We start from the raw sequence: 24,764 nt of genomic DNA, 5'->3' as shown, positions 1-24,764 counted from the left end.
TCAGTAAAAGGCTTGGCATTGTCAATTGTTAGCGTTCCCTTAGAAAGGGCGTTATTTAATGTGAGAAAGGGGGATCTCTGGCATCAATAGTTTGCTGTCAAACGACGCTGTTTAGAAACGACGCTGTTAAAGTCAAATCCACTACAAAGGAGTATGTAATGAAGAAATTTGCGAAGATTCTCATTCAGGCAATGGTGCTGAGTATTGCAGCTGCCGGTGTCGCCATGGCGACCCCGTCCACCCAGATTTGGATTCCTTCCACCGACGTGCAGGATTTCAAGACCTTCCACCTCGGCATCGACAACTACTTCCGCGCCTCCGGCGTCGGCAGAGCGACCGGCAATCCGTCCGTCCGCGATGCCAACGTTTACGATATCGGCCCCGTCGCGGGCTTCCTCCCCTTCGAAAAACTCAAAGGCGAAATCGGCTTCGACTACCTGGTGAGCGGGACCGAGCCCAACGACAACCACCCGTGGAGCGGCAACATCAAGCTCGGCACCCCGGAAGATTCCCTCTTCAAGAACTCCCCGGCGATCGCCATCGGTGGATACAACCTCGCACCTTCGCAGCCCCAAGCGATCGCCCCGGGAATCACCGCCGGCCAGAACATCCTGTACGGCCTGGTTGCCAAGACCCTTCCCGCTTTCGGCAGCGTTCCCTCCCTGGGCCGCTTCTCGGTCGGTTACTACGGCGGCAGTGAAAAGGCTCTGCTGGGCCCGGTGAAGTCCGACGGTTCCCGCGACGCGGAAAACCATGGCCTGCTCGCTTCCTGGGACCGCTCCATGACCGAGATCTCCGACAAGCTTTGGGCTGCTGTTGACTACCAGGGGGGCAAGAACGTCGACAGCTCCGTCAACTTCGGTGTCTCCTGGAACTTCGCCAAGAACGTCTCCGTGATCTTCGGCTATGACGTTTACCTGTACAAGACCCTCGCCGGCAACAATACCTTCACCACCCAGCTCGACATCAACTTCCCGTAACAGGTTCTTCAGCGCCTGATCAAAAGCGGCCGCATCTCCCTACCGGGGTGCGGCCGTTTTTTTCGTCGATGCCTGACCAGTGCCCGGACCAAAGCGCCAAACGCCCTCTGATTAGCCACCTCCTCACCCCGCCTCATGGAAGCTTACTGTCAATTAGTGGACGTATGCATCCCGAATAAGGTTCCGGCCCTCTTTTGCAATTGGTAAAAGCGATAAACCTTGATTGTGTTGCCACTAATGTGCTGGTTGTAGCTTATTGACTGCGGATTTTGGTCTTTAGTTTTGGTTATTTCCAGCCGATACGATTCTCAATAACCATCCTGTCTGACCCTATCCTGGCACCCAAACAGTCGCCCTCGCAGTGTCACTGGTGCGTTAGCTGTCTTGATATGAGAGGGGAGATCCGCTATGACACAATCCTGCATAATGGTAGTCGATGACGAACTCATTTCCCTTTCTCTTTTGGAGAGCCACCTTGTCCGGCAGGGGCACGAGGTCATCACCGCCCGTGACGGCAAGGAAGCCCTGGCGCGGCTGGGGCAGCGCCGGCCGGACCTGATCATTTCGGACCTGACTATGCCGGAGATGGACGGCCTGCAGTTGCTGCATGCGGTCCACGAGCTGCACCCCTCCCTTCCGTTCATCGTGGTCACCGCGCAGGGGAGCGTGGAAAGCGCCGTAACCGCCATGAAAGAGGGGGCGCTCGACTACTTCGAGAAGCCCTTCGATCCCAAGATTCTGCAGGCGACCCTGTTGCGCGCCCTCGAGTTCGGCCGGCTGGCCGGCGAAAACGCCCAGCTGCGGGAACACTTCCGGGAAAAGTTCAGCTTCCAGAACATCGCCACCGAATCCCCCGCGATGCGGCAGGTACTGGAGCTCGCCGCGCGGCTCGGTTCCTCGCCCCGCACCACCGCAAGTCTCACCGGAGAGAGCGGCAGCGGCAAGGAAGTCCTGGCGCGGGCGATCCATTTCAGCTCCGGGGGGCTTCCCGGCAATTTCGTAGCGGTGAACTGCGCCGCCATCCCCGAGGCGCTTCTGGAAAGCGAGCTTTTCGGACACGTCCGCGGCGCCTTCACCGGTGCCGAGCGCGAGCGTGAGGGAAAATTCTCCGTCGCCCGCGGCGGTACCGTCCTTTTGGACGAGATCGGCGACATGCCGCTTTCCCTGCAGGCGAAGCTGCTGCGCGTCCTCGAGGAGCGCTCCTTCGAGAAGATCGGTTCCAACAAGCCGATTCCCGCCGATTTCCGGGTCATCGTCGCCACCCATAGAAACCTCACCGAACTGGTGCGGCAGGGGAGCTTCCGCGAGGACCTCTTCCACCGGGTCAACGTATTCCCGCTGAACATCCCGCCGCTGCGCGAGCGCCGCGAGGACATCCCGCTTCTGGTCGAATTCTTCCTCGACCTGTTCCGGCAGCACCAGGGGAAGGGGCTGCCCGGGATCTCCCGCAAGGCGATGGACCTCCTGGTCGCCTACGACTGGCCCGGCAACATCCGTGAGCTGCGCAACGTCCTGGAATATGCCGCCATCCTCGTTTCCGACGAGTTGATCCGTCCGGAACATCTGCGTCTTCCCTCGGCAGGCGCGGTGGGCAGCGCCGGGACATCAGCCGCCGCCCCGGCCGCGGGAGACGGTGAATTCGTCGTGCGCCTGCCGCTGGAGAACCTCTCCCTGGACGCCTTCGTCGACAAGGTGCTCGAGCTTACCCTGCAACGCTGCGGCGGCAACAAATCCAAAGCGGCCGAGCTCCTCAAGGTGAACCGCAAGATGTTCTACCGGTAGCGGCCGCTCCAAAAGCTCGCTTTACCGGTGCCGTCGCCGACCCGCCCGCCGCCGTCTCCCCCAACCGGCGGCGGCCCGGTCAGCCTCTCCCCCAAAACTCCTTCCAACCTGGTTCATACTCCCCTGCGGACGCTGCCTGGATTACCTCCTTTCAGCTTTTCGTTGTCAATGGTCCATTGTCCATTGTGCATTGCCTCCCCTAATGTCCCCTGTCCGGGCACATCGTCCCGATTTGGGACATCCGCCAATCCTCTCCCATTTTCTAACCTGCCGTTTTCACGGAAAAGTCGTCCTTGGCATCCTTCCTGATATATATCCGGCATCACCTCCACTACACGGAATACGATGTCCCGATCGAGGACATCAGGCAAGGAGAACACCATGTCACAAAACGCCGTGGAAAATTTTCTGGGCCGGATCGTCACGGACCACAAATTCCGACGCCTCGCCGAGGCTTCCCTGGAGTACGCCTGCAGCCGCGAAGGGCTGCTGATGTCCCAGGATGAAATGGAGTGCCTGAAGGGATTGAACTTCGCCGAATTCGCCAATTTGGCCGAAGGGATCGATGGCGCGCTCAGGCGCGGTTAGTTGCCGGAGCCGGATCCCGACGGCCGGTAAGACGGCCGGGAAAGGATATTTTATGATCTCTTGGAGGGGTGCATTGAAGATTCTGATCGTTGATGATGAAGCGTTGGGGCGGCAACTGATGGCGCTTCATCTCAGCCGCTATGGATACTGCGATCAAGCCGGCAGCGGCCTCGAAGCCATCTCGCTCGTTCACGACGCCCTCGAGGCCGACGCCCCCTACGACCTCATCTGTCTCGACATCTGCATGGCCGGCATGTCCGGATTCGAGGCCCTGAGTACCCTTCGGGCGTTGGAGCAGCGGGGGGGAAGGCAGACGCGGAGCACGGTGGTACTGGTCACTGCCGGCCGCTTTACCGAGGGGGACGTCAACAGGCTCTTCGATGCCGGTGGGGACTATCTTTTGTGCAAGCCCTACGATCGGGCCGCGCTGCAGGGAGTGCTCACCCAGGCCGGGCTTGCTTAGTGAGAACGATAAAACGACTGGGTTTGGGTGTGGGGACTCGAGTCGAGGCACTTGGTAAATAGATAAAGGAGTCAGCCATGGCATTCTCGAACCGGATGCTTGCAAAACTGAACATGAGCCAGGACGCCCTGGAGAAGAAGATGATCCGGGACGTGAAACACGTCTTCACCACGGTGGTCGGAATGGAAGACCTTCTCTACGTGCCGCTTGCGGCGGACCCGATGAGTCACTTCAGTGACTGTATCAGCGGGATGGTAGGGTTGACCGGAGAGTACAACGGCATGACCAGCATTCACGTCTCGAAGCGGATGGCGCGGATGATGACCGAGCGGATGCTCGATGCGATGATTCGGGACGAGCACGACGACATCGAAGACGCACTCGGGGAGATTGCGAACATCATCGCCGGTTCGTTCAAACAGCACCTGATGGAAAGCGGCGACCTGCGGATAACGACACCGTCGGTCATGGACGGCAAGCGCTACGCCGTCCACGTGACCCGCAAGCCCGAAGTGACGACCATGCTCTTTGCCACCGACGATGACGACTGGTTCATGGTGGCCCTGGCCCTGGAAGTGTGATTATGGCAGGTAAAAGCCCGCGACCTGCTGCGTCCCATCCCCCTCTCCCTCCGGGAGAGGGCTGGGGTGAGGGAGATTCCTTACTCTTAACTAAACGGCAGGACTTGCTCATGAGGTTATCTCTGGATGGCTGAGAATGAGACACCTCAGGGCGTTCGGTTGCTCCCCCGCCACACACGCCACGATAATTTGTTGACACAACGAATTGGTCATGCTAGAAAGGGGGGTTCGTTGTCGCGGGGTGGAGCAGTCTGGTAGCTCGTCGGGCTCATAACCCGAAGGTCATAGGTTCAAATCCTATCCCCGCAACCAAACGATTTCAGGGACTTGCACTTACCGGCAAGTCCCTTTTCGCGTTCTTGGGGCCGATTTTCCCCTGATTCTTCCCCTGGCGGCTCGAAAAACATGCGACATATGGGACCTGCCGCTCACTGAAAGGAGCGGAAAATGGCATGTCTCAGAAAGAAGGGCAACAAGTACTACATCAAGGATTACATCGACCGCAAGGAGAAGTGGATCAAAACCGGTACTGGTGACCAGAGGATCGCCGAGGCCAAGCTGAAGAAGTACGAACTGGATAAGCTGGATGGACTGAGCCCGTTTCCGACCAAGACCCCCCTTCAGGACGTCCTCAGCGGCTTTTGCAAGTACCTTCGGGGCGTTTCGCGATCGGAGAACTATACCAAGGATCTCTCTCGTCTTCGGATAATCTTCGGTCCTGCCTGTGCGGACCTGGGAGGCCCTGTCGATGATGCAGATACGGACGCTCTGCCGGATGATGGTCTTGGGATCAGGGTCAAATACCTCGAAGACATCACCACCTGCAAGGTCACCGATTTTCTTGACGATCTGGTCGAAGAACGTGCTCTTTCCCCGAAAACGGTGAATAACTATCGCGAGATGCTCCTTCGTTTCGTCAATTGGGCGATCTCCCAAAAGGGCAAGCGCTTCCCCGGTGGCATCAACCCCGTTGATGCCGTCGCCGTTCGCGAAGTGAAGCCGGTACCCATCAGCTACTTGAGCATGAAGGAGATTCGGCAGCAGCTTGAAGCACTCGCAAAGCTTCCTGTGCTGCAGGCGATGGTGGCTATCCTGATTTATGCCGGTTTGCGCCGCGAGGAGTTGTTATGGCTCAGGACATGCGACATAGTGAAGTGCGGCGAGAGCTTCAGGATTTTGGTGCGGGCGAAGATCGTTGACGGGGTGTACTGGAGGCCGAAAAACAAAAAGGACCGGTATGTCCCTGTTAGCCCCACCTTGCTGCCGTATCTGGAAAGGTTGCTGCCAAAGGATTCCGAGGATCGTTGGTTGTTCGCCACTCCTACGGGGCAGCGCTGGGATCGCGACAATTTTTCGACGATGCTGCGTGATGCTAACCAGGAGGCGGCCCGCAAGCAGGCGGAGGAAGGACAGGCTCCGATGCCGATCTGGAGCTGTCTTGACTTCCGCCATACTTTCGGCACGATGCTGGCGTCGCGCGGCGTGAGCCTGTACATCGTCGCGGAGTGGATGGGCAATTCGCCGGACGTATGCCGGAAACATTACGCCGCACTGGTCGAAGAGATGACGGATAAGTATGCCGATTTCACGAATCCTCCTGGCGTTGTTGCCGCCAATTCCAGCTCCTGCGAGGTTGAGCCAAACCAGCCGACAGCGCCAGCGAATCATCCCGACTCCTCGCCGGTCGGATCGCCGGGGAAGGTTATTCGGACCAGGCCGGCTCTACGTCTGGTGGTGAACCGATAGATACGTTTTGAAAATAAAACTGCCCCGGTGGGACTTGCGATCTCCCGGGGCAGTTTTTGTTTTTACGCGGGGTGTTGTGATTTGATTGTGGTTGCCGGCTAAACTAGCCGGCGTTGCTCATAGGCAATCACCTCCTTTACCAGGAACCGAACCGATCCGTTTTTCCCGTCACCAGGCAGGAATCGCTGGAAGCGTTCCTGCTTTGCAATGCGATCAACCGACGACCTCGAGGTATCCCACCGTTTTGCGAGATTAGTCGGGCTGATGTAGCTAGAGCTGGTTTCCCCAGCGTTCGATAGTTGCGCTGGCTGATGGGGTCTTTCTCGTCGGGGGCCTGAAGTTGATGGTGGTCTCGGTGGTCTTACGTTTTTGGGCATGCTTAAATCTCCTTGTAAAATAACCAATATGGGTATACCATATAACCGATCCGAAAATTAAGCAATAGGGGTCCCAAAAAAACCTGGGACTTAATGGAGGTGGGGATAATGGGGTACGGCATTGAGGTTAGAAAAGCGATCGGTCGAAGATTGGCGAGGCTTCGTGTTGAAAAGGGGTGGACCCAGAAACAGCTGGCAGAGGCTTTGGGCGTGTCGCAGGCTTTCGTTACGCGAATTGAAACTGGGGATAAAGCGGTACCAGACGGGCAAGTTAATGTTCTGTTCGATACGCTCGGAGCGAGCGCAGATGATTTGTTCCTTGATACGCGGGAGGAGGGGCCACAGGCTGCAGTATTAAAGGACCTCGCAAGCGGGTTTTACTGTGCTGGCGAAAAAGAAACTGACTTGGCAGTTGGATTACTGCACACTTTTATGAAGTGCACACCGCAGCAAAAGATTCAGTTTATGCTGCTTGTTAAAGAAATTATTAAAGAAAAATCTATTACGCCGGTGGCTGAAGGGAAATTACTTAAGCAGATAAAGCAGTTTGTACGTGAAAATTCTGCTGATGAATCCGAAGAATACGTTGAAGAGCTATTAAGTTGAACCATTTAGTGTATATGATTTTTGTAACTGAAGTTAAAATGTAACAACTTTCTTTTGGTTAATGATATTAAACGGTTATGAGTTACTTCCTTCGCCTTGGTGCAAGTAACGCAGTTGCGTTTTGTAACTGCGTTACTTGCCTGTTACCTCAGTTTACTTGCCGCCAGTAACTGGAAATACAGTCTAGAAGGGCAAATCATCATCATTGTAAACGACGTTACTTTTGTTACTAGTTTTACCAACGTTTTCGGAAAGGAATAATGCTTGTGTTTCAGACGAGGTCGACGCCAGGTTCACTGGCGTTGTCTGGAATACTTGGTCAATGACGGCATTGTCGATAATCGACGCGCTCTCGCTGGGCTCTGAAGCCGGCTCACTATCATCGAAGAGGCTGGGAAGAACGTGATAACACTTTGTCGACGGCAAGCCGGGAAACCGTTTCGTGACGTAAGCCTCGCCCTTGGAGCTGAGTTTAAGAAATCCGCATTCCGCTAAGTACCGCGCCATTGCTTTCGAATCGAAGCCAGCGCATACGTCTTTTTTCCAGCATCCGGTAAGGATGTAATACTCGTACAGCCCGCTCTTGGCGTCGCGACTGCGAAATCCGGCGCGGTTTGGAACTGGGCGGTCATCGTCAATCGTAGTAAAACGGCTATCACCGTGTTGCTCAAGGAAATGGCGGAGTCTTAGCTTCATCTTGTCGTACTCGCTTTGGTCGGTCCCACCACGGCCATCTAACCACGCACGAAAACAAGAAGTCGCCGATCGGAATGCCTCACCCGGCTCCCATCCTGTTATGCCGAATCCTGTGGCAACCTCTCCTGCTGCGGCAACGATAGCGAATCGTTCTGCGACCCTGTAAACCTGCCCTCCAGCACCTTCAATGGCAAGTGCTGAAAGAAACTCTTTTTGCTTGGCCTTCACGTTGCTCGCGACCGCCTGTTGGCTGATTTGGGTTAGTTTCTCTAGCCAGGCCACCAACGGGGTGCCATAGTGCGTAGCCGAACCTTGTTTAAGCACATCGGCAAACTTGCTCGGGTGCTCGATCCCGTGGAGGTTTTCGAAAATTCCGAAGCCTTTACCGGCGTCAGCAGGTACGTCGGCAAGTCTTGTTTCCTGCCCGGCCATTGATTCCTTTCCCGCAGAAGCCATATGTGTCGACAGCGAAATCTCACCGGCTGACAGAAAAATCAATCGCCAGGTTGCTTTTTGTTTGGCTCCGCACGTCTTGGTGGCCCGAGCCTTGCCGGACTCGTTTGCTATCATGTAGACGACTTCACCGGCAACACGCGGATCAACCTGGGCAAGTTCGTCGAGAGCCAAAAAACCATCATTATGCAGCGCGGCGGTTGCTTCCAGGCCATTCACCGTTCCCCGCCACCTTTGCATGTATTTGGGGCCGCCGCATATACTGATTGCAACTTGAAGAGCCGTTGTTTTTCCGGAACTGCTGCCGCCACAAAAGTTGAACCCACCAGACTCAGCGCCGATTAGCGAGAGCAGCGGCCCGGCAAATGCTGCTGATACTGCAAACGCCAGCCTGGAATTGCCGATGCACAACCCACCGACAGTTCGCTGCCAGTCGGCTAGTTCCCCCTTTTGCTCAAAGGCATGAGTGCTGCCATGGGGAGATTGATAAATGATCAGCTCATCGGAAGATCCGAAAGACTGCTCGGGAAGCACGTAGGTGCCAGACTGGTGCCATCCAATTCGATCGGTGCACCGTGCCATGGTACGGCTTTTCGGGTGGTACTCCTGAATGTAGCTTATTAGCAGTTTCCGGTGTGGTGCATTGGTGGTGATCGTTAGGCCGCCGGATAGAAGTAGCCGTAAGCACTCCTCTCCGCCACCGCTCAGCATTGCCATCGGGATGCTGAGTTGGTGGCGGTGTCCATCGGGGTCGTGGAAAGAAAGGAGTCTTCCCCAATTTTCTTGCGCGGTGTCGCGGGTAAACGCAACAATTTCCAGCGGCGAGCTCAGCCAGATCGGGTCCGGCGTCTCACCTTTTTTGCTGGCCTGTGGAATAAAGAAGACGCCACTGGCCATGTTGACGAATCGCTGCTGTGTCGCCGAACCGAATGAGTTCAGCATTTCGAGAATTTTTCCCATCTACCTGCCTCCTAGAAATTTCGTGTCAATCCAAAGTGTTATGTCTTCTGGTCGGTACCGGACCGCTCTGCCAATTTTGACAAAGGCAGGACCCGTGCCAACGGCCCGTTGCTGCCGCAGCCAACTCACGCTCATTTCCAGTAAGAATGCCGTTTCTCGCTCGTTTAATAATCTTTCCATCACAGTCTTCTCCCGCATATCGAATTTCACCCAATGCCAGGTGGCGCTATAGGGTATCGTCCCGAACGCAAGAAAAGTCGTTCTTACTGGTACAGATCCTAAGGATATTCACAGTGGTTGACGTATTTTTGGCGGGGCGGTTCTATTAAAATTCAGCTTCCCAGGTGTGTTCGCCAATTTCTTGCCACCTCTGACATTAAATTGTTCAAGAGCGGTAGTGCCGCACTCGCTCTGTCAGCATACGCCGACAAAGCGAGTGCGGCATGGATGCTGCTAATACCGATGAGAGCGCAAGGAAGGAGACGCAATGATAGCGGAGCTACCTAATGAACTGGCTGCGGTACGAAGCCGCCGACAAGTAATCAAGCGCCAACGGCGCTACAGGAGCCGGCTTGATCAGTTTCGAGCTGAGCTTGTGGCGCTAAGGAATGCGGGAGCTACAATCGGCGACCTGGTGGCGTGGCTGCGCACTCACCGCTGCCGGGTCGCTGGCAGTACCGTCTGGCGCTACCTGCGCAAGCTGCCGGAAATGCGGAGGGATGATGCCAAGCTTTCGAAGCCCTAAAGCTCAAGCTGACCATGCCATCCGGCAGAAACTGGCCATCGGATCTTCGCGCCACGATAACCGCGATGACGGCATGGTCCACAGTCTCGGAACCGCAAGAACTTACGCTGAAACGCTCGGCACCTTTTCTAGCTGGCTCAAGGAAGAGCGCCTCGGCGATCTACGCTCTGTGGGACGGGAAGAAGCGCTGCGCTACCTTGCGCATAGGTCCGAGGAAGTCGGCCAGCAGCAGCTTGATAAAGACAGGCAAGCCATCCAGATCCACCTGGGACAGCAGCTTCCGCGCGGTATGAGCGAGATAGAGACGATCAAATCGGCAACTCGCTACACAAAGGAGCAGTTACAGATGGTCCGTGAGCATCAGTCGCCGCCTCACGCCATGGCAACGGAGATTATCCAGCGCTGCGGCCTACGCAGCCACGAATTGCTGACCCTTCGGCAGGATTCGGAGCAACCCCGCAGCACACATCGCGAGTGGCGTTCCGATCTTCATGCAGGACAGGATGGCCCCGTGTACACCGTCGTCGGGAAGGGTGGGCTTTGCCGCGAGGTGGTGATCCCGGCGGATATCGCCGCGCGCCTTGAGGCGGTGCGGCTGCCTGAGCCGGTCATAATCGTCGACAGGGGGATTTGGTACAAAAGCTGCTATGCAGTAGGTGGGGGACAGGCATGGTCTGCCTCGTTTTCAGCGGCGAGCCGCCGAGTTCTCGGATGGTCGGATGGCGGTCACCAGGTCAGGGGCTGCTGGGCCAGGGACCGAGTCGCGGCTCTGCAGGAAATGGGGTACAGTATCGCGGACGCAAAGGCGGTATGTAGTCAAAACCTCGGGCATTTTAGATCGGATGTCCTTGAATACTACCTGTAACGAAAGGCGGATGTTTTTCTTGCGGTAGGTCGTATTGTCATAGCATGGAAGGACACTTTGTTCAGGGTCTGTCGTGGGCGACGATCCTGGAGGCGTGAACAGTGCCAGCCTCGCGGAAGCGAATGGGTGCGAATCGGGGAGCAAGGCCAGACCCCGCCGTCTGATGACGGAAGGATCTAACGAGGATTGTCAGCCGCAATGGCGGCTCGAACATAGGTTTCCACGTCCCTGATGCTGCCAGGGACGCCCACGGCATCATGCCGCCGCTCTGGACGCGGGGCTGTAAGCAGCAGCGGTAGATAGTCGGGATAACGAAAGCGCAGGGGGGGCACCCTTCTGCGCTTTCTGCTGAAGTTGCGATGCCTATTAATAGTGAGAAGGTACTTGCAATTTCGGGTTATTCGAGCTAAGTTAAGAGCCCTAAATGTTATGGATATTGTCTCGGGCTAATTAAACTTTGCTTTGGGTAAGAAGTCAAAGCTGTCACTAAAAGGAGAGACGGTTATGGTAAGGCTTTTATCTGTTATTATCGCTTGCTTACTTTTGTCTGCCTGTGCCGTGTCTCGGGAAGCTATGATGAAGGCCGATTATGGGCCACAACCCTCCAAAGAAGAGGCTATGCAAAAAGTTAAACAGTACCTCAGTTTGGTCTTGATTGATCCTGATTCTCTGAAACTGGCATGTTCTGATGATATCCGTAAAGGCTGGCTAAGGGATGATCCTTTGGGTGGGACGCCTAATTTTGGGTGGCTCATCTATTGTAATGTTAATGCAAAAAACCGTTTTGGCGGGTATACAGGCTACAAGAATTACTTTTTTGCAATAAACAAGTTTTCAGTGGTATCCCGTGATGTCACCGATACTACCAATATTAATCTATTTCGAGGATTCGCTCCGTAAAAATGTCGACATTGTCTAGCATATTTAATGCACTGAAAGTTAGTAGTAATGTACCTGTGCTGCCGTGCCCGGATCAGTACGTCGGAGATATTAAAAAAAACGAGCATTCAGTTTATACGTTTGAAGATACTGATTTTGTGAGAAGAGAGGTTTCTGCTGTTGATGGTTGTTGTAACAAATTGATATTAATACTGGAAAGTCCTCACAAAAAGGAGTACTGCACGTTAACGAAAAAACCAATAGGGCCTGCAAACGGTGTGACTGGCAGAAACATAATACGGTTTGTTAGCTCTGCATTGAACTCAAATCCAAATGATATCATTCTGAATCAGCAAAAATATTCACTGATATTGATGAATGTTATTCAATTTCAGTGCTCAATGGGAAAAGATATTAGTATCATCAGAGATGACACATTTTTGAAATTATGGGAACACGGTGGCATGAATGATTTTTGCCAAAGACTTAATTCATATTGTAACGAAGGCGATATAGTTGTTAACTGTTGCACTAAAGGAACAAAAAACCTCAGGGCAATTGTTGATAAGGCAATAACCGAAACCTGCAAACTGCCTAATTGTGTCAGGCTTGTTCACAGGTGTCATCCGTCATCATGTCACTGGCGAACTGGGTTTGAGTGGAAATAACCCACGAGCTTCCCCTAAAAATTCCCCTGGAACGCTGGAAATTTTGGTGAACATGTGATATATGATGTTTGAAATTATTGGTTTTTCTTGTGCATGGCCCCCAAAAATCGTTCTCATAACCCGAAGGTCATAGGTTCAAATCCTATCCCCGCAACCAAAACTATTAAAAGGCACCCGGTTCCGACCGGGTGCCTTTTTCAGTTTTCACCCCCCGTTTTGCCGCAATTGCCTTTAGCCGTACTGGAGGTCGGTGCTTTGCCCGACTTCAATAAGGTAACCGTCCGGATCGCGGATGTAGCAGCGCAACTCCCCGTACTTGCGGATCGGTTCCGTGATGAATTCGGCTCCTCGACTCTCCCATAACTTGTAGCACGCTCGAATATCCGCAACCCGGAAATTCAAAAAGCTGCTGATGCGATCCGGGTCGGGAACGCTGAGCGTTACGGTCGGCTTGTCCTGCGTAGGTCCGCCCCCGACGTTCAAAATGATCCAGATATTGGCGAGCTGAAGGTACCCGGGCGCGTTACCGTCGCCCAGGCTGAGGATGCGGGCGCCGAAGACTTTCTCATAGTAGCGGGCGGATCGCTCGATGTTGGTGACGGTGAGAAAATGCGCGATGCTGATCCCATCCCGTGGAGGCATTTCGTAGCTCTTCTGTTCGATTTGTACGGCGTTCACTGTGGACTCCGCTTCCGATGCCGTCATGAGCTTCAGAAGCGCTTGAGCCGCTGACGTCGACGACGCGGGGTTCTGGCCAGTAATGAGACGGCCGTCAGTGATGACAAAAGGCTGCCAGTTCGCTTTCTTCTCGAATATGGCGCCCAGCCCTAGCAGCTCATTTTCGACCAGAAACGGCACAACCTTGGTGAGCTGCACCTGCTCTTCCTCGCCGTTCGTGAAACCGGTGACGTGTTTCCCTTTCACCAGCGGAGCGCCTTGGTAGGTAACGTGGCGCAGCACCCCGGGTGAATGGCACACCAATGCGATTGGCTTGCCCGAATTGTAGAAGGACTCCAGAAGCGTGATCGACACCGGGCTCTCCGCGAGATCCCACATCGGGCCGTGGCCGCCAGGATAGAAAACGGTGTCGAACTCTTCCGCCTTCTGGTCCGCCAGTTTGACCGTGTTGGCGAGAGCATTTTGCGCCGCCTGGTCCTTTTTGAAACGCGTCATCGCCGGGGTCTGATTCTCCGGCAAATCGCTCACTGGATCGAGCGGGGGCTGCCCGCCTTTCGGTGAAGCAAGCGTAAGCTCGACACCAGCGTCCTTGAACACATAGTAAGGGGCCGCGAACTCCTCAAGCCAGAAGCCGGTCTTGCGGCCCGTATCGCCCAGTTGATCGTGGGATGTAAGCACCATAAGTATTTTCACGATCTATCTCCTTTGCTTTTCTTTGGTACTCCTCCTGGATAAGCGCGCCTTACAACTATTGGTTAATGTTAACATAACTGCGGGGATAGAGGTCAACATCCCTTGTATCCGGAGCTCCCCCACGTGGTAAGGGGCTTCTCCGACAATTGACTTTCAGGTAGGGCGTTTTACCTTGTAGGAACTCCTCGCCGGGGTCTCATACGGTACCGCTGGTTTCATGGCTCGACATGCGCGGGGGAGCGGGACAGGGTAAAACGAAGGGGGCGCAACCAACTCATCACCAGGGAGGTTACCAATGAATGCACCGAGCGGCAATTCGGCAGCGACGGCACGCAGGGCGAAGTTCAAACGCATTCTGGCACTCGTGGTCCTTGGGGCAGTACTCGCTGTCCTGGGCGGTGTGGCTATTTCCGCGCAGGACAAATACATGCTGAAGGTGCCCAATGGGATCGCGTTTTCCGAGTGCAGGGGATACGAAGACTGGACGGTTGTCTCCATCAGTGAGGATCACGGCCTGATTGCCGCGATCGTCGCTAATCCTGAAACGATCGAGGCTTACCGTGCGGGCGTTCCCGGCAACGGCAAAGCTTTCCCCGACGGCTCGAAGATGGCGAAGATCCATTGGAACCCGATAAAGATGGAGAAGTTCCCCGCGGCGACGGTTCCGGGGATCCAACACGACGTCGACTTCATGGTGAAGGACAGCAAGAGGTTCGCGGACAGCGGCGGGTGGGGATGGGCCGCGTTTGAATACGACGCTGCAACCGATACCTTCAGGCCCGGCACCATGGCTGACAAACCGCCGCAGGGAAACAACGCCAAGTGCGGGTTCGCGTGCCACACCATAGTGAAGGGACAGGACTACGTCTTTACGGGATACAGCAAGAGGTAGACGGTGGGGAGTTGCCAATGGGGAACTGTGACCTTGTTTCATCACCTAACTGGAGGCTCTATGTCGGACAGGAAGACGGTAATTGTCACGGGAGCATCGGGCGGGATCGGCGCGGGAGTGACCGAGGCCTTCCTGAAACAGGGCTACAACGTCGTCGCGACGTCACGTAATGTCAGCCAATCGTTGACGGCTTCAACCAGCCTTATTCTTGTTGACGGTGATATCGGCAAGCAGGAGACCGCTGCCGAGGTCGTCGAGGCGGCGACCAAGAACTTCGGGACCATAGACGTTTTGGTGACCAGCGCCGGAATATTCTACACGAAGCCTTTCACCGAGTTCACCAGCGACGACTTCTCCTCTCTCGCTTCGGTCAACCTGCTGGGATTCATCTACATTACCCAGTTCGCCGTGCAACAGATGCTGAAACAGAAATCGGGGTGTGTGGTGAGCATCACCGCGGCCCTCGCCGACAACCCGATCGCCGGTGTGAATGCCTCGGTTTCGATGCTCACCAAGGGGGGGCTCAATGCGGTGATCCGGAGCCTCGCTATGGAGTACGCAAAAGAAGGTATCCGCTTCAACGCCGTGGCCCCCGGCGTCGTGGACACACCGCTCCACCAGGGGGATCCCAAGGAAGCTCTCAGGGGATTGCAGCCCATGGGATGCATCGGGAGCGTCAAGGACATCACCGATGCCGTTCTTTACTTGGCGCAGGCGGGGCAGGTAACCGGGGAAATACTCCACGTGGATGGTGGCGCCCACGTCGGAAGGTGGTAGGAGGACACGGCTTGCCAGGGGGGGGCTCGTCAGGTAAATCCGGTCGACGTGAAGTTGCTGCGGTTCAAATCCTATCCCCGCAACAATATAATCAAAAGGCACTCGGTTTCTACTGAGTGCCTTTTCCATTTTCAACGGCCAGAGGGGACTGGCATTTCCGGTGCCAGTCCCCCTTTTAGTACGTGTTCCGCGTTCTCTTCACATTAACAGTGCCTGTCCGCCTAAGCCCTCCGAGAATTCACCCCGTTAAGCGCAGTCCCCTTAATCCCTTCCTGAGTTACACCATTCACATAACTCTTCAATAAGTTTCACCAATTAAAGTCTTTTTTTATTCCAGGATTTTATGTGATATCACCGGGAATGTAAGTAGGTCACGGAAGGCAGTGGAGCTCCTGTCAAATGTGTAGGCCTGGTACCACGAGGGGCTCGGGGTTGCGAGGATTATGGTGGCTGCTGACGCCCTGAGGGAAGCCTTTGGCCTCCGGGCCAAGGAAAGCCTTATGACTTCGGCAGTGGTGGTGAAAGACGGGAAGGAACACCTCTCGGTAGAAGGGGCCAAGGGCGGCCGACCGAGGCTCCTGCCCATCGACAATGAAAGGAAGACCGAAGCCGTCAAGCTGGCTCAAGAAACCTCTAAAAGCTTGGGTAGCGGAACCGGACGGATCATCCCGCCAGAGATGACGTTGAAGGAGGCCTACGATGCGCAAAGGAATGAGTGGCGGGCGCTCGGTGGTACGCGGGAGAACAACGCCAACATGCATGGTGAGCGCCACCTTCACGCCAGAGAAATGAGCGCCGATGGCGCGACCAAAGAGGAGATTATGGCCGATCTTGGCCACGGTGAAGACCGCTCGCCGTCATCGTACGGCGTGAAGTAGAAGTGAAAAAGGCCGTTGCGCCTGGGACTGTCCCAGGTGCAACGGCCTTTTTTTTTTGCCTGTGACATCTACCTTAAAACAGCTATCCTTGCCTTCTCGACAGGTAACTGCGTCTTGGAAGGGTACTATGGGTGAAAGAGAGGCTTTGGGATGGGCGGTCGTGAGGGACGGGAAGAAACACTGCCGAGGAGTCACGCCCGACTAAACGCTTAAGGAGGCTGAAGCAGCGTGAATAATTGGCGGGCGGTGTACGCGGGAGATGGAGCCCTAAATGTGATGCCCCGCCATTTCTTCGCCCGCGTAATGAGCTGAATCGTGATAAAAATCAGATACTGGCTGACATTTCCCACGGAGGAGACGCATCGGGGCAGCGTCCGGCATGAAGTAGAAATGAAAAGGGCGGTACTGCCCGGAATCGTTGGGATGCAACAGCCTTTTTTTCTGCCCAGGATGCAAAAAAGATGCTGATATCAGGGTGAAATCATGTTAAGTTCACCAAGATTAAAGAAAAGGTGGGTCTTTACGATGCCGCTCGTTATTAATCAATCGTCAGAGCACATAGGGCATCTGGCAGGAATCGCAGAAGATGCCGTTGAATTAGCTAATATCTAACTATGCGTTTTGTTGAGGCAAGGTGTAACTATGCAATTTAGATTGTCTGTATGGAAGCCTGCTGAGCTGTTTAGGGCCGTGGATTATGCTCCCGATGAAGCCACTCCACATACGGTAAAATTTAACCCGTGCTATCTCCAGGAACAGATATACCAGTGGGATCCTGGGAGTGTTGATGTGTGGATGTGCGTTGAAGGCAGCGAAAATGCTGAACTCGTCAGAGATATGCTGAGGCTTTTCTCGGCTGATTTACATCCCTCAAAAAGAGACATGAAAGCATTTGCAGCCTTTGTTCAACAGCTTGTTAGAATGGCAGAGGATCCTGAAGCTTCTTCATGGAGTGACACTACTGAAACGATCGAAATTCAGTCAGACGAAACTAACTTGAGGTGCAATTCTTTTGTTGCTCTGGTTAATCACTTACAGTGGGTGCTTCATGTCTTTGAAGGGATACCTAATTCCTCGGTGGTGATCAGATGAGTAATTATATACTACTTTCTAAATATGAATCTGCTCGAACTATTGCACAGGTGTTATATCCTAATGACCAGCTCAGAGTGCAGATCTCTGAAGATGTCTGTTTTGAGGATAAATGGATCGATGTTGGATATGTTACAGTCAAGCGCAGTAATGATATGGCACAGGGAAAGAGTGAAATAGACTTATACGAAGAAGCTTTAGAACTTGGCTTCTACGAATGGAAACTACTGCCCTTTGAAGACATATGCGCTCAAGTATATAAGAGTATAGAAGGTAAAAACAAAGATAAAGAAAAAGAAAAAGCAGCGGCTGCGCTCAAAGCTATCTCATATATAGCCATAAAATGTGGATTTGTTCATCCTGTCTTTGATGCTGGTGCCGTTGCTGAAATGCCGTACAAACGGCCAGTTACAATAGTTACAGATACTTCATCTATTATACAGGGAGGACTCGACTTTGTTATTAGGTTTCTATACCCAATGGCTAGGATAAAGATTCCCGCCATTGCACAGATGGAAATTTTGAACATGGTTGATAACTTCTTAAAGTTGAGAAGGGAAGGGAAGAACCGAGTAGGATCGACTCTGCTAGAACACAGCAAGAGCCAAGGAGGCCAGAGAGTTCTACTGCGATTAGAACTTCAGACGGATGCTGAGATCGAGAGACCAAGGCTAGGCGCTGATCCCCTTAGGGGCTTCGTTACTCCGACCTCCGACCCCGAAGATAAGAATCTTGGCTTGTCCAACATCCAGCGTAGCTTTGCAGATCGTCTGATTCTTGAAACAGCGCTACAACATCGTGAGAGACTGCCTTCAGATCACCCGATTATGCTACTAACATCAGACCAAGGACTAGCGAGGATGTCGCTATCCGAAGGACTACAGCCATTATATTTTTCGTCCCCAGCTCCAAAAAATTTCTTTGCTCGATCATATACCGGCACGGGGTTCCATCCATTTCCTCAAGGGCTCTCAACAGCTAGGCTCTATAGCATTCCGTTATCTGACTTAGTATGGGAGTTAGCGATCACCTTTGGAAGAGTTCGTCTAATCACAGATAATGGCGACGCAGCTTTTACTGTTGGCGCAATGGGGGAAGATTTAACCTGGCAGCCGTTCCACGCAAAAGATGATCTGCTGTGGGTTCTGGTAAAAGGAAGGGATCCTGTTGCGGAGTGTGCTGCTGAGCCTGTCGCTGAGCCTGCCGCTGAGCCTGTCGCTGAGCCTGTCGCTGAGCCTGTCGCTGAGCCTGTCGCTGAGCCTGTCGCTGAGCCTGTCGCTGAGCCTGTCGCTGAGCCTGCCGCTCAGCCTGCCGCTCAGCCTGCCGCTCAGCCTGCCGCTCAGCCTGCCGCTCAGCCTGCCGCTGTGCCGGTGATTGAGCTGGCCGCGAACGTTGCGGTAGAACCAGTTGAAGCTGGGATTGCCAGCACTAGCCCGGATGTGAAATTGACTGGAGCATACAAGTTTAGCCCAGAATCCTTACTGTTATTGATTGAACGACTTGTTTCACTTCTGCAGTTGTCTGATGATAATGGGATGAAGATGCTTGGCATCTCGACCTCCAAAAGATATATAGAATATAAGCATTTTCTTCTTTCAGGTGGGTTTGTCACTCGGACTCAAAACGGGCTTCAAAAAGCCGAACCCCTGGAGAGGCTGTGGGAGGCCCTACTCGTACTAGATCTAGTTCAGCTATCTTCGTTACTTCGGAGGATACCATCGTTTGATAGATTCATTCAAGAACTACAATTACAGAGGCTTCTTAATGATCAAAATGTGACTTCAATCAGTAAGAATGCTTTCAGTACATATGCGGTTTTTGCTGAAGTAGCGTGCCTCGGCATACAAATACCAAGTGAAGGCATGTATAGTACTGAAAACTCTCCAACTCCTACCGACTTTGCTAAACAGGCATTTGCCTGTTTCGAAAGCATTCGGCCCCCTTCAGATGAGTACGTTTTGACTGGGAAGTGGCTTGAAGAGCTGGCGAGGAGATACGCTGTTCATCCTCTAACTGCGAAAGATAGACTAAATGAGGCACGTCAATCTGGTCTTCTCGAAAGATATACAGAGGGTTCGACTCCCGAAACTCAGTATGAAAGACATAAAATGTATGTGCTAGAACTTGAGAAAGGAAAGCCGGTTATAAGAAGGTTGCACCTATATCACGGTACTTTCCTCATTCCTGATAGAAGTAGTGTAATGTTAAGACTCGAGGAGAAAAGCAAATGAGTCTACGGGATAAGCTTTTAAAATCTAGCGGTGTAGGTGCGACACCTTCTTTTTATACGAAGTTTGGTATCTTAGAGAATCCTTTTCCTGCTTCCAGCCAACCGACAGGACATCCTCATCTGGAGAGTGATGTAGATGACCAGATAGTGAACGCCATAAAGCAGTTTGAGGCTTACAACCACGCCACTCAGGTTATTGTAGTAGAAGGGACTCAAGGCGTTGGAAAGACAAACCTCCTGAACTACTACCAACATGAACTTCAAGATTACTATAGAGACGAAAAAGGTTTTTATATAATCAGGTACTATCCAGATCCTGAGCCAAGTTTTGATGCTATAGTACGAAAGATTTTCCAGGAGTTGGGAGAAAACCATCTCAGACAAATTGGCGAGGAGTTATCGGAACGGAATGAAGCTGAAGCGGAAAGGATAATCGGATTAGCAAGGAGCTCTGATGTGAGGGCGGTGTTATATACCTTGCGGCGCGTAGCTAAAGAAGAATCTTCTGAACTTGGGCAAGTGTGTGAAGCTGCGTTGGAATGGTTTTTGGGCTTAAGACTGTATAAAAAGCATTCACAGCTTTTAGGCGTTTTTTTCAGATTAGATACTGTTGAATCAAAAACTCAAGCTTTACGCGATATAGTTTATGTTAGTTCAGAACTGACGTTGCTTAATGGGATATTTCTATTACTGGATGAGCTTGAAAAACAAGATTATTCTCTGAGCAAAACTACAATATTAAAATATCTGTCCGCTATTAGGGCTTTGATAGATTCACTGCCACGTAATCTTTTCATGATGTTAGCTTTAACACCATCGGCTCGGAACCGCTATTTCCTAATGCTTCCTGCAATAGCAGGCCGATTGCAGAACATAGTGACCCTGAAACCTCTACAGAAGGATGATGACGCCGTCAACCTGTACCGCTTCTACCTGTCACATGAAAGGCAAAGAACGAAGAACGAAGCAGTAACTGGCGAGACGCCGGGATCTGCACATCTTCTCACTGAGGAAATAGTTAAAGATCTGTTCAATAGAATGCTTGTCGAATCAGCTAATAGAGGTGTAAAGGGAGTCACCCACCGTGATCTCTTGCAGCGTCTTCGTGATGAAGCTGAGGCCGTCATCGCTAACGGCTGACCCACAACTTAATGTTTCACCACCGGAGCCCGGGAGTTGCTAATCTGAACGGAGGTTGAAAGGTGTGTACCAATCTGTGTACCGAAATCCGGAAAAGCTGGTAAACATGGCAAAGATGGAAACGCTTGCGCCGGAGCTAAATATCTGATATACCTGCAACTACCTAATCTGACAGCGTATCGTCAGCACAATCAAAAACGGCTCATAACCCGAAGGTCATAGGTTCAAATCCTATCCCCGCAACCAAAACTATTAAAAGGCACCCGGTTCCGACCGGGTGCCTTTTTCAGTTCCAGGGCTCGTACTTGAGGGGACTGGCTCCGCCAGGTGCCGGTCCCCCTTCCCGCGAAACCCCGCCTCTCCGAGTTTTCACTTCACATTATCGGTGCTTGTTCCCGTTACTGTCTCAAAACCTGTCGCTGGCATTGATCAGTGTCAGTCTCCCCCCTCAAGCCATTATCAAAATTCTACCAATTACGTAAGTTGCCAATAATATTTACCAATTAAATTATTGATTTTGTTGGGAATATGTTTGTGATATAAGCCGGCAGGCAGACTGCACGAGGTGGCTCCGCACATGCTAGTGGTTTCAGACCGGCGTGTGGGCTGATCAAGGAAAGAGGCAGGGAATGGACCTGGCACCGGGTCTACAAATTGCACAGCGATAATCAGTGGCAAAATGTTGTCAAATGTGTAGGCCCGGTACAGGAGAGATTTTCCGGTACAGGATAGATTTTCAGCGGCTTGGACGAGAGAGCACACGCCTTAGGGTGAAGAACATCGGAAAGCCGTGTGCGGGAAAACCGCACGCACGGTTTGATGAGGGAGGGCAGGGTGAAACCTGCTCTCTACTCTACCCGGAATCTCCCCCAGTCGGGCTCTGATTCAGAATCCTGGCCGTCCCCATAGGCGGACGGAACATCGTCTTGTGGTTACATAGTTGGCGCAAATGGAGTGAATGCCGCAGAGACCAGGAGAGAGAGCGAAATGAAATCGTTACCCACAAATACGTCACCGCGCCGCAGTGAGGTAATGTTGACAATCCTCGTGAAATCTGCCCTTTATGCTGTCATTACTTTCGCAGCCTTCACTATCTCCGGGTGCATGCTCTTCAATCCAGTAAAGAGGATGCCTCTCGATGAAGTCAGCTTAAAAAAGCCAATGCCACGAGTAGGTGAGAAGGTTGTGGTGTTATTTGAGGATGTTGTGGCAGGGAAACCACTGAATGAGACGGTGTGGGATAATGCCGTTGGTCCTTTCTGGGATCCGGAGGAGGCGCAGCAAATCGGCCTGACGGTATCCTATCGGATCGACCCAGTTTACATGTCTACCGGCGCGTCAGCTGCAACTACTGCCACTGGTGCAAGATGGGTCGTCCCATTCGGGCCGCTGATCTCTACTATGATGAAATCGGCTCTTGATCAGTACTTCCTCGCAGGCGTAGTTTGCTATAGTGATGGCTGCGCGAAAGATGCTATCTCAACCGGCAGGGCTGGCAGGATGATTAAGGTGAAGTCTGGGTTCAAAGTCTGGACACCGTCGCCGACTTCTCTTTCGCTTAACTATTCCTCCGATCTTTCCTTCTCAGTTTACAGCTCCTCTACACTTGTGACATTGTCCTCCGGAAAATCATCATTAATAAAACGAGACATGAAGTTGAACCCAATCATCAGCTATTCGGCCATCAACGAGATGCGGAAGTACTCGAAGGAGTTTGCGGAAAGTGTAGTTGCCGACGTACTGTCTAAGGCCTTTCCAACTCGATAGTGTGAAATCGGCGGACGGAGTGGGGGGATTTCTCACCGACGAAATGCCAGAGGGGCGCAGTGTGGTTGTGCTCGCCAAGAAGAAGTACGGGCTGTCGGTCGGATTGGGTAGTTTGATAACTGCGCCAGGGTGTCAAGTTGTCCAGTCCTGACATCTCATTTCAAGGGAGGCTTCATGCTCCGTACCTTGTTGGTCGTAGTGCTACTGTTTGCCGGGTGCTCATCAAACCTTCAAAACATAAGAACGGCAGCCACGAACGGCGATCCCGCATCGCAGTTTCAGCTAGGTGTAGCATATGATAGAGGCGTTGAAACAAAGCAGGATTTACAGGAAGCTGCAAAATGGTATCGCGCTGCTGCCGAACAAGGGTATGCAGAAGCGCAAAATAGCCTGGGAAGCCTGTACCAAGCAGGCGAGGGAGTTCCCAAAGATTACCAACTGGCAAGAATGTGGTATCAGAAGGCAGCGGACCAGGGAAATGTATCCGCAAAGAACAGCTTAGCCTATCTATATGATTTAGGTTTAGGTGTTTCTACTTCTCCGAAAACTGCAGCCCGGCTTTATCGAGAGGCTGCAGAGCTGGGCGAGGTCAGAGCCATGTTAAATCTTGGAATCCTGCTAACCCAAGGGAAACCGGAAGTAGAAAAGGATGACATAGAGGCTTATAAATGGCTGGATTTGGCAAGATTCTATACCCAGACCTCGAAAGATATGACGCTGAAGTGGCGTGTCAGAGGTGAGCTTGACAAACTCTCTGGAATGATGACAACGGTTCAAATTGAAGAAGGCAAGAAGCGTGGCGATGAGTGGGCGCGAAATCATCGCAAGGACTGAATTTCGAAATTCAACAAGTTGCCGGTACGCGGCCTCCGCTTCGCACTGCCGGTGCGACTTTAAACAAGATGCAGATCAACATGGGATGGGGCCGCGGGACACAAGAGGTGTGTACCAAAGTGTGTACCAAAATCCGGAAAAGCTGGTAAACATGGTAAAGATGGAAGGGCTTGCGTCGGAGCTAAATATTCGATATATCTGCAACTACCTAATCTGACAGCATGTCGTCAGTACAATCAAAAACGGCTCATAACCCGAAGGTCATAGGTTCAAATCCTATCCCCGCAACCAAAACTATTAAAAGGCATCCGGCCACGCCGGGTGCCTTTTTCAGTTCTCACTGCTCATTGTACTGGTCCTCCCTTGCCTCTGCCTCCTCCTTGATACTTAAAACCTCCTGTTTGATCTCGGCCGGAACAGTCTCGATTACTCTCCGCTCCGCTTCCTCGTTTTGGGCATCCGTGCGACTACCAATGGCGACACGCCCCGGTGAAACCAGGCTCTGCTGAAAAAGTGCCTCGGCCAGAATGGTATTAGGGGAACAGATGATTCTCCGTGCCGCCATTTTCCGGCTTGCATTGATCCAGATTCCTGCTAAGGTCCTGAGGTTAATATTGGCCGATGCTAATCTTTCACCCGAACCCCGCTACTTCGATCACGCACCGTGAGGGAGGTGTAACATGCAAAAGCAGATGCCAAAGAGAGTTGCGCGGACCTACCGTAATTTGACGCCATCCAAGTTCTATGTGCTGAATCTAAGGGTAAGGACGGCCCTGACCGACAATCCGAGGATTCCGTACTCGACCTGGGCGAACCCGACGCTGATCTCGTCGTACTTTGCGGCGTCAGACAAGCATGCCGCTTTGCACCACCAATCCGCCGAGAGGACTGTTTCGGTCATTACGGAACGCGACCTTCTCCAGGCGCAGATCGTGGACTACCTGGATGAGATCGCATCCGGGCTGGAAGCAGCCTCGGTACGGGACCCGGAAATCCTTCTCGTCTCCGGCTTCGACCTTACCAAAGAACGGAGGAGCCACCCTAGGACCAACGGTCCTTCGCCGGAAGTCAGCGTAGTCAACGAACACGAAGGTGGGCCGACCGGCGATCCAGGTGCTTGATGCCTGACCTGATTGGCCGATTCCGGACTTATGCAAGACGCCAAGGGGGCTACCGCTCAGGTAGCCCCCGTTTTCATCGCCCCCATTTCAGTTCTTCCTCCGGTAGGAACCTCGACCTGCGGCACGCGATTCCCGCCTCCCCGTCAAGCGGTGCCACCCGTTGCTCCCGCCAGATCGCCACCCGCCATTGATATCCCGTCACCTGCGACCGATGACTCGTCACCTGCGACCGATGACTCGTCACCTGCGACCGATGACTCGTCACCTGCGACC

General features: G+C 53.0%; 20 protein-coding genes and 1 tRNA gene. 19 read left to right on the top strand and 2 right to left on the bottom strand.

Annotation, left to right across the window (positions count from 1 at the left end):
• The first annotated feature begins 158 nt into the window (after positions 1-158).
• The 8 genes from JFN93_RS06785 to JFN93_RS06750 all read left to right on the top strand — a co-directional run bounded on the left by JFN93_RS06785 (position 159) and on the right by JFN93_RS06750 (position 7,123).
• Positions 159-980 (top strand): hypothetical protein, encoded by an 822-nt coding sequence (locus JFN93_RS06785; RefSeq protein WP_199383257.1) that lies wholly within the window; start codon positions 159-161, stop codon positions 978-980.
• A 408-nt stretch (positions 981-1,388) separates the two neighbouring features.
• Positions 1,389-2,762 (top strand): sigma-54-dependent transcriptional regulator, encoded by a 1,374-nt coding sequence (locus JFN93_RS06780; RefSeq protein ID WP_199383256.1) that lies wholly within the window; start codon positions 1,389-1,391, stop codon positions 2,760-2,762.
• A gap of 381 nt (positions 2,763-3,143) precedes the next feature.
• Positions 3,144-3,350: an Os1348 family NHLP clan protein gene (locus JFN93_RS06775; RefSeq protein ID WP_199383255.1), complete on the top strand. Its 207-nt coding sequence runs from the start codon at positions 3,144-3,146 to the stop codon at positions 3,348-3,350.
• A gap of 73 nt (positions 3,351-3,423) precedes the next feature.
• On the top strand, positions 3,424-3,813 hold the full coding sequence (locus tag JFN93_RS06770) for a response regulator (RefSeq protein WP_199383254.1): 390 nt from the start codon (positions 3,424-3,426) through the stop codon (positions 3,811-3,813).
• 77 nt (positions 3,814-3,890) lie between these two features.
• The gene (locus tag JFN93_RS06765; protein ID WP_199383253.1) at positions 3,891-4,394 is read left to right on the top strand and encodes a chemotaxis protein CheX; all 504 of its coding nucleotides are present in this window, start codon (positions 3,891-3,893) and stop codon (positions 4,392-4,394) included.
• 235 nt (positions 4,395-4,629) lie between these two features.
• Positions 4,630-4,706, top strand: a tRNA-Met gene (locus tag JFN93_RS06760).
• Positions 4,707-4,841: 135 nt separating this feature from the next.
• Positions 4,842-6,140, top strand: coding sequence for a tyrosine-type recombinase/integrase (locus tag JFN93_RS06755; protein ID WP_199383252.1), 1,299 nt, complete (start codon positions 4,842-4,844; stop codon positions 6,138-6,140).
• Positions 6,141-6,625: 485 nt separating this feature from the next.
• On the top strand, positions 6,626-7,123 hold the full coding sequence (locus JFN93_RS06750; RefSeq protein ID WP_199383251.1) for a helix-turn-helix domain-containing protein: 498 nt from the start codon (positions 6,626-6,628) through the stop codon (positions 7,121-7,123).
• Positions 7,124-7,306: 183 nt separating this feature from the next.
• Here JFN93_RS06750 and JFN93_RS06745 read toward each other — a convergent pair whose 3' ends face one another.
• The gene (locus JFN93_RS06745; RefSeq protein WP_199383250.1) at positions 7,307-9,232 is read right to left on the bottom strand and encodes a DUF927 domain-containing protein; all 1,926 of its coding nucleotides are present in this window, start codon (positions 9,230-9,232) and stop codon (positions 7,307-7,309) included.
• A 719-nt stretch (positions 9,233-9,951) separates the two neighbouring features.
• Between JFN93_RS06745 and JFN93_RS06740 the strand changes: the two genes are divergently transcribed.
• Complete coding sequence (locus JFN93_RS06740) at positions 9,952-10,842, top strand: site-specific integrase (RefSeq protein ID WP_236021566.1); 891 nt, start codon at positions 9,952-9,954, stop codon at positions 10,840-10,842.
• Between the two features lie 504 nt (positions 10,843-11,346).
• Positions 11,347-11,742 (top strand): hypothetical protein, encoded by a 396-nt coding sequence (locus JFN93_RS06735; protein WP_199383249.1) that lies wholly within the window; start codon positions 11,347-11,349, stop codon positions 11,740-11,742.
• Between the two features lie 878 nt (positions 11,743-12,620).
• On the opposite strand, the gene JFN93_RS26200 is transcribed toward JFN93_RS06735, so the two are convergent.
• Positions 12,621-13,760, bottom strand: coding sequence for a DJ-1/PfpI family protein (locus tag JFN93_RS26200; RefSeq protein WP_199383248.1), 1,140 nt, complete (start codon positions 13,758-13,760; stop codon positions 12,621-12,623).
• A gap of 295 nt (positions 13,761-14,055) precedes the next feature.
• Here JFN93_RS26200 and JFN93_RS06725 point away from each other — a divergent pair, with 295 nt between their 5' ends.
• The 9 genes from JFN93_RS06725 to JFN93_RS06685 all read left to right on the top strand — a co-directional run bounded on the left by JFN93_RS06725 (position 14,056) and on the right by JFN93_RS06685 (position 24,491).
• Positions 14,056-14,652, top strand: coding sequence for a cytochrome P460 family protein (locus JFN93_RS06725; protein WP_199383247.1), 597 nt, complete (start codon positions 14,056-14,058; stop codon positions 14,650-14,652).
• 60 nt (positions 14,653-14,712) lie between these two features.
• Positions 14,713-15,429: an SDR family NAD(P)-dependent oxidoreductase gene (locus tag JFN93_RS06720; RefSeq protein WP_199383246.1), complete on the top strand. Its 717-nt coding sequence runs from the start codon at positions 14,713-14,715 to the stop codon at positions 15,427-15,429.
• A 443-nt stretch (positions 15,430-15,872) separates the two neighbouring features.
• The gene (locus tag JFN93_RS06715; RefSeq protein ID WP_199383245.1) at positions 15,873-16,307 is read left to right on the top strand and encodes an integrase domain-containing protein; all 435 of its coding nucleotides are present in this window, start codon (positions 15,873-15,875) and stop codon (positions 16,305-16,307) included.
• Positions 16,308-16,949: 642 nt separating this feature from the next.
• The gene (locus tag JFN93_RS06710) at positions 16,950-17,399 is read left to right on the top strand and encodes a hypothetical protein (protein ID WP_199383244.1); all 450 of its coding nucleotides are present in this window, start codon (positions 16,950-16,952) and stop codon (positions 17,397-17,399) included.
• Complete coding sequence (locus tag JFN93_RS06705) at positions 17,396-19,630, top strand: hypothetical protein (protein ID WP_199383243.1); 2,235 nt, start codon at positions 17,396-17,398, stop codon at positions 19,628-19,630. Before JFN93_RS06710 ends, JFN93_RS06705 begins: the two co-directional genes overlap by 4 nt.
• A complete protein-coding gene (locus JFN93_RS06700; RefSeq protein WP_199383242.1) occupies positions 19,627-20,769 on the top strand; it encodes an AAA family ATPase in 1,143 nt (380 codons plus the stop codon). The genes JFN93_RS06705 and JFN93_RS06700 overlap by 4 nt, the downstream gene beginning before the upstream one ends.
• Positions 20,770-21,756: 987 nt before the next feature.
• Complete coding sequence (locus tag JFN93_RS06695) at positions 21,757-22,536, top strand: hypothetical protein (RefSeq protein WP_199383241.1); 780 nt, start codon at positions 21,757-21,759, stop codon at positions 22,534-22,536.
• 174 nt (positions 22,537-22,710) lie between these two features.
• Complete coding sequence (locus tag JFN93_RS06690) at positions 22,711-23,370, top strand: tetratricopeptide repeat protein (RefSeq protein ID WP_199383240.1); 660 nt, start codon at positions 22,711-22,713, stop codon at positions 23,368-23,370.
• Positions 23,371-24,050: 680 nt separating this feature from the next.
• Positions 24,051-24,491, top strand: a complete 441-nt coding sequence (locus JFN93_RS06685) for a hypothetical protein (protein WP_199383239.1) — start codon at positions 24,051-24,053, stop codon at positions 24,489-24,491.
• Positions 24,492-24,764: the final 273 nt, after the last annotated feature.

The sequence above is a fragment of the Geomesophilobacter sediminis genome (assembly GCF_016458275.1).
GTDB classification, from domain to species: Bacteria; Desulfobacterota; Desulfuromonadia; order Geobacterales; family Geobacteraceae; genus Geomesophilobacter; species Geomesophilobacter sediminis.
The sequence above is the reverse complement of the archived record's forward strand: the minus strand, read 5'-3'. Positions and strand labels throughout refer to the sequence as shown.